At 37.8% G+C, this 13,519-nt stretch carries 7 protein-coding genes and 1 pseudogene; 6 read left to right on the forward strand and 2 right to left on the reverse strand.

The features are described from left to right. The first annotated feature begins 15 nt into the window (after positions 1–15). The 6 genes from DB41_RS03865 to DB41_RS03895 all read left to right on the forward strand — a co-directional run bounded on the left by DB41_RS03865 (position 16) and on the right by DB41_RS03895 (position 8,713). Positions 16–702 (forward strand): hypothetical protein, encoded by a 687-nt coding sequence (locus tag DB41_RS03865; protein ID WP_039384532.1) that lies wholly within the window; start codon positions 16–18, stop codon positions 700–702. Between the two features lie 385 nt (positions 703–1,087). Further along, positions 1,088–1,444, forward strand: coding sequence for an RNA-binding protein (locus DB41_RS03870; protein ID WP_039384534.1), 357 nt, complete (start codon positions 1,088–1,090; stop codon positions 1,442–1,444). A 406-nt stretch (positions 1,445–1,850) separates the two neighbouring features. Further along, complete coding sequence (locus DB41_RS03875) at positions 1,851–2,201, forward strand: RNA-binding protein (protein ID WP_039384536.1); 351 nt, start codon at positions 1,851–1,853, stop codon at positions 2,199–2,201. A 250-nt stretch (positions 2,202–2,451) separates the two neighbouring features. After that, on the forward strand, positions 2,452–2,640 hold the full coding sequence (locus DB41_RS03885; RefSeq protein WP_039384542.1) for a hypothetical protein: 189 nt from the start codon (positions 2,452–2,454) through the stop codon (positions 2,638–2,640). A gap of 311 nt (positions 2,641–2,951) precedes the next feature. Further along, entirely contained in the window at positions 2,952–5,222 is a 2,271-nt protein-coding gene (locus tag DB41_RS03890) for a hypothetical protein (RefSeq protein WP_039384545.1), read from the forward strand. A gap of 62 nt (positions 5,223–5,284) precedes the next feature. Further along, complete coding sequence (locus tag DB41_RS03895; RefSeq protein WP_039384546.1) at positions 5,285–8,713, forward strand: HEAT repeat domain-containing protein; 3,429 nt, start codon at positions 5,285–5,287, stop codon at positions 8,711–8,713. 81 nt (positions 8,714–8,794) lie between these two features. Here DB41_RS03895 and DB41_RS12830 read toward each other — a convergent pair. Both DB41_RS12830 and DB41_RS03905 read right to left on the reverse strand, forming a co-directional pair. Beyond that, a pseudogene (locus DB41_RS12830) lies at positions 8,795–8,920 on the reverse strand (group II intron reverse transcriptase/maturase); the annotation flags it as partial. Between the two features lie 299 nt (positions 8,921–9,219). Then, a complete protein-coding gene (locus DB41_RS03905; RefSeq protein WP_039384548.1) occupies positions 9,220–13,275 on the reverse strand; it encodes a hypothetical protein in 4,056 nt (1,351 codons plus the stop codon). Between the last annotated feature and the right edge of the window lie 244 nt (positions 13,276–13,519).

A 13,519-nucleotide genomic window follows, 5' to 3' on the forward strand; every position in this document is an offset into this window, starting at 1 on the left:
ATTTTAAGGAAGTCTATGATAAGAATAGTTTATGCTTTTATTTTAGCGGTGCATTTGAAGGCGAGTATGGTGTGTGCAGATCAACCTTCTTCTTCAGTTAATCACCATCCTTCGGCTATTTCTACTGCTCAAGCTTCTGGATCATTAAAAGCTCCCCTTATTTCCTTTAAAAAGCCTTTAAATCCTATCTCTACAAGTGAAGGCTTCCCTTTTACCTTGCCAGGGATCGTAAGTTTAAAAGACAATCAGTGGGTGGGAAGCGATAATTTATATAACTTAAAACCAAATATTCGCATAACTTTAGAGCTAGTGAAGGGCGAGAATAAGAATTTTGACATTAATGAAGAAGAAGTGAAAGGGCATATTCAAGAAAAACTTGCCAGAATAGGGATTAGCTCAACAACTTTGCATGAAGCTAACCAGCCTTTCTTACCTCTGTTTCATGTCCTAGTGTTAGTTGATTCTATCGACCAGTTCTATACTGCTAGTTGTTCATGTCGTTTATTTGAACCTGTTATTCTAAAACGTGTCTCTTTGGAAAAAGGAATTATTTATCAAGCAATTACCTGGGAGAAACAAGAGCTGATTACTTCACCAAAAAAAGATTTTTCCGATTTATTAACTAAAACTCTTAATGGTTTAACAGAAGATTTTGTGAATAGATTTCTTTATTTTCAAAAATTAAAGTATAAAGTTCAGTAGGCTGATAAAACTTTTATAAAAGAATCAGCTAGGCTAAAAATTATAATTTTACAAATCTGTAGACATTAATCTAAAAAAAGCTGATAATTTGAGTATCTGCAATTTAATGAGGCGAGCTAGTATCTAATAAGTATTTAAAGTCGTAAGAAAAATTATGAAACTAGAGAATTTTAAATCTTTTAATCTTCTCTTGGACTATGTTTGGGCTTCATTAGATGTCAAATTTCCAAGATTTCCCAACAGAGTTTACTTATAAGGTCTAAGGGCTTGTACCAATAGCCTTTATCTTATAAATCATTCTTTCCTAGCACTTAAGAGCTTTTTTTAGATCTCTCTTTTTCTCCTTTAATATTGCAGTTGTTAACCAACCCAAAATGGAGTCCATATGAAGAAAATTTTTGTAGGCAACTTATCCTGGAAAGCAAGTGAAGAGACTTTAAAGCCTCTTTTTGAAGCTTTTGGAACTGTTGTCTCCATCAAAATTATTAAAGATCAGTATACAGGCAAATCTAAAGGTTTTGGATTTGTTGAGATGGAAACTGATGATGAAGCTGCAAAATGCATCCACGAGCTTAATGAAAAGCCTTTCTTAGAGCGTAATTTGCGCTTGAGCCCCGCCCAAGAACGTCAAGCTGGTGCAGGTGGTGGTCGTGATAATAGAAGCCCTCGCGGCAACGGTGGGGACTCCTATCACCGGGGTGGTCAACGTTCTAATCGAGATAGATCTTTTGCATCTGAGTAATAAGATTATCGATCTTAAACGATTTCTAAAAACCATGGTTTAAGCCATGGTTTTTCCAATTTTTTAACTTCGCAGCTTGAATAAAACGATGTAGGCAGATTTAGTTATTAAATAAAGTATAGAAGCTAGAAATACAGGTAAATAGAAGCATTATCAATTATATAAAATAATCTTACTTTATTAAATTACTAGAATTCATGCTAAATTTTTTTAATATTCTTTCACATCCTTACGATTGTAAGCCACAAGGATCTAAAAATTTATAAACTAAGCATTTAAGTAAAAGTTAGCAAAGAAGAGCGGTTGCTTACCACCCTAATGCTAACTCTTCTTACCTTTAAATACTTGCTTTTAAACATAAAAAAATACAGTAAAAAATTATTATAATATTTCAAACGGAGTCCATATGAAGAAAATTTTTGTAGGCAATTTATCCTGGAAAGCAAGCGAAGAGACTTTAAAGCCTCTTTTTGAAGCTTTTGGAACTGTTGTCTCAATTAAAATTATTAAAGATCAGTATACAGGCAAATCTAAAGGTTTTGGATTTGTAGAAATGGAAGCTGATGATGAAGCTGCAAAATGCATTCACGAACTTAATGAAAAGCCTTTCTTAGAGCGTAATCTTCATTTAAGTCCCGCCCAAGAGCGCCAGCCAGGTGCAGGTGGTGGCCGTGACAGTAGAAGCCCTCGTGGCAACGGTGGAGATTCCTATTCTAGAGGAGGACAGCGTTCTAATCGTGATAGAAATTACGATTAATTGACGCCCTTATTTCTATCCTGAAATTTTAAAAACCATGATCTAAACAATCATGGTTTTTTATTTTAAACTTAGTTAAAAAAAATTGGCCCATCAGCAGATTAATAAAACCTTCCAATCTAGGGCCGAGCAAGAATGGCTCATTTTCTTTAAGTTCAGGGCGTGTTTGTAGATGGCAGCAAGGGCATCTGCTCGTTACTAGATCTATTTGGCATTCCTTAAAAATGAGCAAAGGATTATAGCTTTAGCCATGATTATATGTCTTTGCTTGCTGGTCTATATACTTACTCAGCGTCACTTGCGTCAACAATTACAAAGATTATCTACCTCTATTGTTAATCAATTAGGAAAGCCTACAAAGATGCCTACCCTACGTTGGATCTTCCGAGTTCTTGAAGCTGTTTATCTCTTGATAAAATGTACCCTCGAAGGTATGTAAGAGTTAATCCTTAATTTAAATCCTAATATAAAACATATGTTACAAGTGTATGACCCTTTTTCAGAAATTATATACTCATGGAAATTAACTTGCTGAATGTGGGCTAGATCATCAAAGTCTTTGATAAAAATATTTTTAATGCTTACGGCCTATGCTCAAGTTAAATAAAAAACTTGCATAAAACTAAAATCCTTAACTATCATTAAGTTATGAATAAACCAAAGGAGGGAAAGAAATTAATTACCCCTTCCTTGTTTATTAGGAGGCCCATTTTTTCATAACATAGTATTAAATTAACCCAAGAGGTCACTATGTCTATGTCTATTCAACGAGATTTTCCTGCAATCCAACGGTTTGAAAAGCTAGGAGATACCGATTGGGAAACCCTCAAGAAATTATATGTCACAACTTTTTACCTAGAGGCGGGCGCTCAGGAGCAAGCTGCTCAAAAGATGCAAGCCCACATAGAGGACCGCGATATAGTCGACTATGCCAGCTACCGAGAAGCAATTTTAAGAATATTTCCCTCTTCTTATTTTAATCTAGCAGCAGGAATAGAAGGTAGGATAGCGAAAACGGCTACTGATGGGTATACCTTTACAGCGAAATGGTACGAATTTATAGTCACGCAAAAAACAGCTCAGGTGCCTACAGGTTTAGAAAAGTCGCAAAAGTGCAAGATTGCTATTAAAGCTCCTGGTAGTCGCAAATTAACCTCTGATATTGATACTTCTATTCTGACCACATTTACAGGAGAAAACTCTTTTTTTGAGCATGCAGAAGCAAAAGTTAAAAAGGAGGGACTCGATTATGAAGGTCGCATTACCAACGCTATTATTGATGGTTTTTATAGCATTTCCGAAGAACTATTTAAGATGACCTCTGCTTCCCAACGAGATTCAAATGCATATACAGATACCATAGCCAAAGATAAAGAAATCTACCCAAAATTTCTTCATGATAATGAAAATAATCCCTTAATTCAAGGAGAGAGGCTTTTTTCTGAAGAAGAATTTGCCAAAATATTTAAAGAGTATAAATATCAAAAACATGTTCAAGAAATGGCGGCAAGTTTATTCTCCCTGCATGCTAGCTTGGAGCAAGAGGAATGGCAAGCATTTAAAGATTTTGTTAAAAAAAGGTTAGGTAAAATTCTTGAAGCAGAATTGCCTAAAGATGCCCAAGAAACCCACATCTCGCTCTGTCAGCAAGATTATGATGCCATTTTTCAAGGGGTAGAAAACATACACAATCATTATCTAAACAAACTTAATGATAAAATACAGCAGCTAAGCCAATTAGATCCTCTACCAGTACGAGCACACGACATTCCAATTGCCGCCCTTAACAGACTCTATTTTGAGCATTTAGAACAATGTACAGATTGCTATGAACAAATCCTTGCTTTAAAGAGTAAAAAGAAACCTTTAATGGATGAATTAGAGGCAAAAAAGCAAACATTAGATAAAAAGCTGGCCGACTTAAAAAAATTAGACCATAATAGTGACGATGAAGATATCCAAGAGCTGATTGAAATAAAGCAAAAGAATTGCGCTGTATTGGAAGAAAGTTGCCGTAAGTTAAAAGATTCACTACGCCAAAAAATCATAGAAATAGCTCAACTGCAAATAAAGCATCAATTTTCTCAAATCCTAGCCAGCACATTTGCCAATGAAGCTTATGTGTGTCGGTCCGCTGTGTATCATGTCGTTAATGGGCAAAGCGGTGCCGCAGACCTTCCTATCTCGCAACAAACCCTATTAGGCTCGGCTCTTCAGCAAGTAGGCTTTAAGCTTTTACATAGTAAAGAATTAATTCATAAAGGTTATTCTTCTGAAGAGGTCGCTTATTATACAGCCAAGTATGGACAGCGGCTTTTTAATCTTATTTTTAGTGGATGCAATGCAGAGCTGGAAGACAGGATTATAAATCGTTTAGCACAAGGTAGAAAAGGAAAGGATTTACCTAAGTTTACCTATCTTAAAGCTAAACAGGTAAGACACAATGCTTATCTCACTTTTACAGAGGAAGAGTTAGCTCTTCTAAATGATCAAGCAAAAATTATCCAGCGTATTAAATCAAACCCTACGATTTTAGATGCTGAAAAACCTAGAAAAACACTTGAATTAATACAACAATTACGTGCTCTTTCTACCGAAGAAGAAAAAACGCGTTATTTTGAACAGGAGAAAAAGCTTTATTTATCGATTAGCGCTAAATTAATTGGCCTGGTTTGCGCTTCTAGATTAGAGCAAAAGGGCTATCTATGGGGAAAAAACTCACGCATCCTTTTTAAAGCTGAGCAAAAAGAAGGGATAAAAGATTCACCATCCGTTATTCCCACTCCAGTGCCTCTGCAAACTCCCAAGCTTCTAGAACCTACCTCTGAAGGGAGTGCTATAGATGAACATCATAGGATAGGCCCACATGCAAAAAACTTGGTAATGGGTATAAATGGAGGAAAAGCAAGAGTAAGCCATATGTATCAAGACTCTCATTCTCAATCCGCGGTAGTGGCCAATCCTTCTGAAAAAACTGCTCAATTGTTAGCTACAGGGGTGTTTGGAAACAACCCAAAGTAAGCAGCCCATCAGTACAACGCTCTGCTGATGGGGTAGATGGTTGTGAGCACAGTCTTACAGCTTTGCAAGCCACGCCTGGACATTTTAAGGTCCAGGCTAACGCTAGTCAAATCCATTTAGAGCAAAATGCAAGGCTGCTTATTAGCCCTATTATTCAATACCATGCATTGCAGCCCTTGTCTCAAGTACCCCTCAATCCACAAACTCTCATTAACTCTCTTCGAAGCCTTTACCTTTCTCAAAAAACCCTTTCTATTTTTAGAATTAAAGCAGAGCAAGAGTGGGAATTTAAAGTTCCTTTAGAAGACATTTATGTACGCTTAGGGATCATTGAAAGCAAAGAAAGAAGAGTGCGTGACCTAGCACTTGATAAACATTCCCAGCAAATACAAGATGATCGCATCCCAACCTTTGAAACCATCTACGAACCTAAACAAAATATTGAAATTGAAAAGCTTTTCGAGCACAAAAGCCTTGAAAAAGAAAATGCTAAAAGAATTTACATTCAAGGCGCAGCAGGAATTGGTAAGAGCACTTTATGCCACTATATTGCCTATCGCTGGGCAAAAGAGGAGCTTTGGCAAGGCATTTTTTCTTATCTTTTTTGGATTCCTTTAAGAAACCTTACTTTAAAGAAATATCCTGCTGATACAGAGTATACTCCCGCTGATCTTATTGCTAGGGAATATGCAGGCAAAATTGATTCAAGAGCAATTGAGGCTTGTATAAACAATGCCATTTTACGGGAGAAAACTCTTCTTGTTTTAGATGGCTATGATGAACTTTCTGCAGAAGCTCAAGGAAATACAAGCCTGGCTACCGCCTTTAAGGAGCTAAAAGAGTTATTTCCCCATATTCTAATTACCTCAAGACCTGGAAGCTGCTCTTTTAACCGTTCTTGTGAGCTAGAGCTTTTAGGTTTTGATAAAGAAGGGGTCGAACGTTATATCGATAGATTTTTCAGACAAGTTCAAGCAGAAGAAAAAAAACAAAAACTTTACCACTTATTACAAAGCTCTCCCCAGGTCTTAAGTCTTGCTCAAATTCCCATTAACTTGACTCTTCTTTGCTGCCTCTTTAACGAAGATCCAGAGGTTTTTGATTCTACTCAGTCCATTACGATGACGGCTATTTACGAACGGATTGTTAACTGGATGTATAAATGGTTTCTATTAAGAAGAATTGATCAAGGCCAATCCAGTCAAACTAAGGAGAAAATTCTTACAGAGAAAAACCTGCGTTATAATCAAGAAGTAGCCAAAATTGCCAAAGCTTTTGAAGAAATGGCTGATTTTGCCATGGAAAACAATACCCTTTATTTAGGAAAGCAAGAGATCGATGACTTTAGAGGCAACGCAATCACATCCAATGAGCTTGCCGATTGTGGACTTCTTCGCATTCCTGAAGGAAAAGGGTATTTTATTCACTTAACCTTTCAAGAATTTCTAACCGCTTCAAAAGTTGCCAATCAATATCTGCAAGGAGAAAATAGACAAGCATGTCAAAGTTTTTTATGCAATTATAAGTTTGAGCCCCGTTATATCCTAGTCTTGCGCATGATTGCGGGATATCTTTCCTTGTCTACTTCACGTAATCGACGTTATTTAAATTCAAGCCCGCTACAATCCTTTTTTGATGACCTTTTTGCTGGACCTCACGACCTAGCTGTCAGAAGCGAACTCCATTTGATTGCGAGTTGTTTTGAAGAGTGCCAAAATCCTACTCAGGTGAGGCAGTACGAGGGTTTCATAGAGCTTGTAAAAGACTATATGATAGATCTCTCCTTGTTAGGTTTAGACTTTGAAGGATTGCTTAGGAATAAAAGCCTTTTTAATCATCCTAAAATAATGCATACTATCGAACGATTATTATCTGACCCACACACCATAAAAAACATGCTACTCATGCTAATGAACTTAGCAAACCTCATAGCAAAAGAGCAAAGATTATGTCTAGAAATAGTAAGATCGATTGTTAAAATTCTTAAGGACCGTGATAACTGTTATGGTGCTAAAGACACTGCAGCCCGTGCTTTAAATATAGTGGTAGGGCAAATTGGCAAGCTTCCTAAGGAAGCGGCAGATGCTCTTGCTCAAATTCTTATGGAGGGGGATAGTGATGTCACATGTATTGCTGCCTATTATATAGAAACATTGGCAGAGCAAGGAAGCAAGCTTCCTAAGGAAGCACTAAATGCTCTTATCCAAATTCTCAAAGAGGGGGATAGCGATGCCACATATGTTGCTGCCTATGCTCTAGCACTAGCGACAGGACAAGGAGGCGAATTTACTAAGGAGATGCTAAATGCTCTCATTCAAATTCTCAAGGAGGGGGATAGTGATGCCATATCTGCTGCTGCCGATGCTCTAGCAATGGTGGCAGAGCAGGGAGGCGAGTTTGCTAAGGAGGCGCTAAATGCTCTCATTCAAATTCTCAAGGAGGGGGATAGTGATGCCATATCTGCTGCTGCCGATGCTCTAGCAATGGTGGTAGAGCAAGGAGGCGAGTTTGCTAAGGAGATGCTAAATGCTCTCATTCAAATTCTCAAGGAGGGCGATAGTGATGCCATATCTGCTGCTGCCACAGCTCTAGGAATGGTGGCAGAGCAAGGAGGCAAGCTTCCTAAGGAAGCGGTAGACGCTCTCATCCAAATTCTCAAGAAGGGGGATAGTGATGCCATATCTGCTGCTGCCACAGCTCTAGGAATGGTGGCAGAGCAAGGAGGCAAGCTTCCTAAGGAAGCGGTAGATGCTCTTGTCCCAATTCCTCAGGAAGGCGATCGTGCTGCTAAAATGTTTAATGTCGATGTTTTAGGAGTAGTGGCAAAGCATGGAGGCAAGCTTCCTAAGGAGGGGTTAGATGCTCTCATCCAAGCTCTCAAGGAGGGCGATTATGGTATCAAAAGGCGTGCTGCCGATGCCCTAAGAGCAGTAGCAAAACAAGGAGAAAAGCTTCCTAAGGAAGCACTAAATGCTCTTATCCAAATTCTCAAAGAGGGGGATAGCGATGCCACATATGCTGCTGCCGATGCTCTAGGAATGGTGGCAGAGCAAGGAGGCAAGCTTCCTAAGGAAGCGGTAGACGCTTTTATCCAAATTCTCAAGGAGGGCGATTATACTGCCAAAAGGCATGCTGCCAATGCCCTCGGAGAAGTGGCACAGCAAGGAGACGAAATTGCTAATAAAGCCTTAAATGCTCTCGTCCAAATTTTCAAAGAGGGTGGCCCTATTGACAAATGGTATGCTGTCGGGGGCCTCAAAAAAGTTGATAAGAAGGCTTTATTAAAAATGAGCATTGAAGCATTTCCTTTAATCGCTAGCGTTTGTTTCTTTGCTGCAAACAGCTTTTCAGTTAAAGGCCAGCAACTTCAAATTTCTGACAAGACAACAACTTATTTCTGCAAGGATAAATTAATGCTGAACTACGAGGAAATAAGAGAAAAATCACCTAAAAAGCTTGCTATATGGCGAAAACAATTAGATAACCTCTAGTTTGGGTTTTTGGACGGCAATTAAGAGCTCATCTTACGCAGACATAGAATTTCTTTGTAAAGTTTGCAGTTCTTGATAGGCCATTTGAGCTAGTCTATCACTTACCGTAGGTATTCCCAAGATTCTTTCTCCACCACTTTTCTTTGGTATTGGCACCGCTTTTACAGGCGGTGGGAAATAGCTTCCCGACTTTATCTTGCTCTAGATGGCGCACTTGCTTTTTAACATACTGCCAAAATTCTTTTGATCCGCCAGGATTGTTATTAAGAAAACGGATGATTTTGTCATGGCTAATCTGGCCATCTAAAAGATTCGATAGCCCTGTGACTGTTGCTTGTTGGTTTTGGCTGATAAGATAATCTGTATAAATATCAAGAAGATCAAGTTTCATTTTTTTTCTCCTCATTTCAAAGAAAAAAATATACCCTTAGAATAATTTTTTCAACTCATCTGTGTGTAAGGTGAGTTAAAAGTATTTTTGCGTACATTTTTAAGAGCCCTTGAACCTAAAAAGGCAATAGATTACGCAACAAAGAAGAAGCTTTTTCTTCTACTTTATGTAAAGGATGGGTAGAAGAACTGGAATTAGGTGGTAATGCCTCTTCTGAACTTAGCGTTCCATTTTCTGTACTCCATGGCAAAGGATGAGTTGTAGGAGCGGGAGCTTTTTCCTCTTTTAAGCCTCCTGCAGCAATATGCAGAGCAGTACCAATTAACATTCCTTCAGGCCCTCGATTAGCAGCTACTAAAGCCGCAATTTTTGCTGTTGCTCTCTTTGTATCGATAGAGGCATTGTTAATTTTGCCTTTAAAAGGAATTTGTAGCATATAATCTTTTGCTAAACCAGTAATGTTAAAGCCGTTAATTAAAGATTGAGCCGTCAGGCCAATTGTCATATCCACGCGGTTCTTATCCAGATTTACACTTCCCCACGTAGCAATAGGGTAGGAATTCATAATTAGCATGTCCATACGCTGGAAGAACATCTTTCCTGCCTGCATATTTATGTATAAAGGTGTGAACCAAACGCAGATATTATCGCTTTTACTAGTATTAAACAGGCTTAAAATAGAGCCTAACTGCCCCCCTTTCTTAAAACGTACTTTTCCAAGTTCTAGAGAAGCAGCGCCTACTTTAATCGCTTTAATATCAAAGTTTTTGATGGGTAAGCTAAATCCTTCCGCTTTAATACTAATATTAAGAGGATTGTCAGACCCAATCAATCCTTTAGTTAAAGGAAGAATATCTTCTAATACATATTTACCTAATTCGGGGGTGAGAGTTATCTGAGTATGAAAATCTTGATTAAGGGTTAAAATACCCTTTTTTAAGGTTGCATCTAAAGCTATACTTCCTCTTTTTCCATTTAAATTAGCAATAATGGGCCCATGCAGACGATCAATCTTTATACGTACATCAGCATTCACATAATCGCCTAAAATGGCCGAAATGCGCTGAGGTAAAAGATTTCCCACACTTGCAAATTGAGTTAAAGCTTTGACAGGAAACTGCTTACATTGAGCCTCAAGCGACATTGTTAAATGATCCGTGTTTAACTTGCCAGATGAGCTAAATAAATGATTCATTTGACCCATGACTGAAAAGGGAAGAGAGGAATGATCGGATGCGACACCGTGGTCTCCTTCCAAAGAAAAAGCAATGCTTTGGGCTAGCTGCTGACTTTTAACTTTTCCTCGAATGTTTTTGATCCACACATGGCTAGGAGTGCTTTTATCGTCAATATTTAAATGATCCACGTAGATGTGAGAACTAATACTTGCTTTTAACCAATGGGGATGGTCGTTAGCATGCAAGGGAAAGGCTAGGGAATTTATGTCTAATAAAATTGTGGAAGAATCGGTTAAAATAACATGTGGTGATTTTTTATTGGGATTTAGCATGCGTTGACGAATGATCTGAAAGCGCTCGGGAGTTAAGGTAAATTGGGCGGTACATGGAGAGCTAGTCTTGGCTATGACCATTCCGTCTTGAATTTTAAAATTTCCTTGTCCTTTAGTTCCTTTGCCACTCCATGCTAACTGCATATCGCCTTCTGGCTGGTTAAAATTTGAAAGATCAAGCAAAGCATCCATATTAAATGATTTTCCTATAAGCATGCTCAAATCTTGATATCCACTAGCTTTTTCTAAAAGAATGACAGGAAAGTTAACAAGTTGAAGCTTGCTTTTTAGCTGCATTTTAGAAAAATTTAATTGGCCTCCTTCTCTCCAGTTAGTTAGGCGAATTAAGCCATTTATCGAGCCCTCCTCGTGGGCACTATACAAGTTAGTTAGACCTTCGATTTGCAGGTGAATGCTATTATCAACCTCCTTAACTTCCCAAGGTAGAGACAAATGGCGAATGGCGCCCGCGTTTTCGGACAGGTTGAGCTGATCAATTTTGATCAATCCTTTAAAATTTGAAGATGTTAAGTCCAGAAAATTGATGCCCTTTTTGTCTACCTCCATGCTTATATAAATTTTTGAAGGCTCCTCTAAAGAGGTGGTGTTAAGGCTTAAAGCCTTTAGAGCCTTAGGCGTCAAGGTGTAGCTAATAGTAGCAGGGGAAGTAAGAAAAAGTTTTTCGAAATTTTCTAAGCGTCCGATGAATTGGGCTTGCCCTAAAGAACTATTAATTTCTGCTTTAAGTTCTTCTATCATCACTCCTGCAGGCTTATTATCTATGTCAGCAATTAACTGCAGATCAGCTTCCGTTCCTAGCAAATGCTTTAAAGACAGATTATTAGGGGGAGGAGCCAATTTAGCTGTAAAAGTTGTTCTACTCCTTGCTAACGGCTTTCCTTCCATTTCTCCCTGAATGTGGGTAACTTCAAGCAGCCCTTCATTGTTAAAGTTAATGAGATTAACTTGTGGGATACTGATCTGAGCAGCAAGAGTTGCTTTTTTTAATCCTTCAATATCAAGAGTAGGTATTTCCATCTTTTTTAGGATAACTACCATGGGTACTAATTCTTGAGATTTTAAAGAGTACTTATGGAGAACCCATTTATTTAATAATGAAGAAGGAAGCTGATAATTAATCTTGGTAGGCTCGATTAAGGTGAGATGAGGTGAGAAGTTTAAGTAGATAGTATCCATGTCAAGGGTGTCGGAAGCAAATTTAAGAGCAAGAAGAGGGGAGTCTTTATAAGAGAAATTAATTTGCGCATCAAAAGTCTGACCTAAAGTGTCTACAAGTAAATGACGATGACTACTAATCTCTTCCACAAGTAAAAGCGGAAGCCCTTTAAGATCCAATGACATTTCTGCATTTTTCAACAAACTAGCAATTTTAGGCTTAAAAGTCTTATTTAACTGCCCTTTGAAGTTCATTTGAGTAAGTGAATGATTTCTTAAGATCTGGCTATCAATGTTAAGGATGATTTTACTGCTTTTATCTAATGCATCAAGCATGAGATTAAATTTTTTCAAAGAAATATTTCCTATTGGCTGTGAGAACGATAAATCAGCCTGATCAATGACTAACTTTGCTTGCATGTAAGAATTGATAACATCGATGTAATTCTTACTTTTTTTCTCAGAAGCAACCACCAATTCCATGGCATTCAGGTTAAAATGTCCTTTGGTAGCTTGCTTGAGCTGAAATTTATTATTATCTGAAACGAACTGGTTAATAAGATCTACAAAATGAGGCTGCAAATTAATTTCAATAAAGTCCGATTCTTTTACAAGGATGCGATCATCTTTTAATAAGCCACTTATCATGCCTTGCACCCAAGGTGATTTAATATTTAACCTCAGGCCCATTCCCTCTGCGCTGTTAGATTGATGAAGTTGTAAATTTAATGTCTCTCCTAAAAACGCCCTTAATAGGCCGCGATAGCGGGCATCTAAAAGGGCTATTGTTTCATCTAATAAACTGACGGGGAAATCTCTTGCTTCCACCTGCAATTGAATAGCACCTATGGGCTGAGAATTGAAAGGGTGGGAAATAAAAAATTTAGAGCTGTTTTTTTGATTGTTTATGGAAGCTTGAAGATTAAAGAAACCTTCTTGCTGGCCTTGAACAGTATGTCCACTTATATAAATATGATTATCTTTTTCTAGTGAAGTAGATAGACACATGTCTTTTAATAAAATTACTAATAATTTTTGCTCAAGGGATGTTTTAGGAGAATTTCTAGCTTGCAGAGCATAATGAATGTTTGTACGGCCTTCAGGATATTGAATAATTTCTGCATTTAGCCCGCTAAACTCGAAATTTCCATTTTTTCCCTGATTAAAAAGTAGCTTCCAAAGAGGAGTTTTTGCAGCAGCTCTATCTAATGACCCAATTTTTTGCTCTTCGTTATTGAAAAGAAGAGTATCTGCTAATGTTTGCTCTCCAAACCAGCTCAGCGTTAAACGTTGGAAAGTTATTTTCCCTGCAATATGAGAATTGATTAGTCTCTCTAGCTGTTTATTCCCCCACTTGGTGGAAAGAATAGAGGGTAAAAAAATTATACCGACTAAAACGGCTAAGAGGCACGTGATTAAAGTCCGCCAAATGATAGTAAAGCTCTTGCGTGGCAAAGAGGGAAGAGAGGAATCATGATTAACCATTTAACAGGCTCCATTTTAAAGACTTATGATTAAATATCACTCTACATTATAGTAGCGCTTAAAACTATTTCTGTAAAGGAAGTAAATTGTAATAAAGTATTTAAGAAATCAGGCTAAAGAAAAAGATAAACAGCACGCCCTCTCATCATTTAGCGGGCAAGCCAGAAGTTGAACTAGTCTTTAGAATAAGTAAATATTAAAAGCTCTATCTTGGCAATCTAATCAGCGGAATAGTAGCCCATAC

Source organism: Neochlamydia sp. TUME1 (genome assembly GCF_000813645.1).
Taxonomy (GTDB): Bacteria; Chlamydiota; Chlamydiia; order Chlamydiales; family Parachlamydiaceae; genus Neochlamydia.

Excerpts from the sequence above, each read along its gene's own strand:
- DB41_RS03875 (WP_039384536.1), top strand. The coding sequence starts at position 1,851 with ATGAAGAAAATTTTTGTAGGCAATTTATCCTGGAAAGCAAGCGAAGAG.
- DB41_RS03870 (WP_039384534.1), top strand. The coding sequence starts at position 1,088 with ATGAAGAAAATTTTTGTAGGCAACTTATCCTGGAAAGCAAGTGAAGAG.
- DB41_RS03890 (WP_039384545.1), top strand. The coding sequence starts at position 2,952 with ATGTCTATGTCTATTCAACGAGATTTTCCTGCAATCCAACGGTTTGAA.
- DB41_RS03885 (WP_039384542.1), top strand. The coding sequence starts at position 2,452 with ATGATTATATGTCTTTGCTTGCTGGTCTATATACTTACTCAGCGTCAC.
- DB41_RS03905 (WP_039384548.1), bottom strand. The coding sequence starts at position 13,275 with ATGGTTAATCATGATTCCTCTCTTCCCTCTTTGCCACGCAAGAGCTTT.
- DB41_RS03865 (WP_039384532.1), top strand. The coding sequence starts at position 16 with ATGATAAGAATAGTTTATGCTTTTATTTTAGCGGTGCATTTGAAGGCG.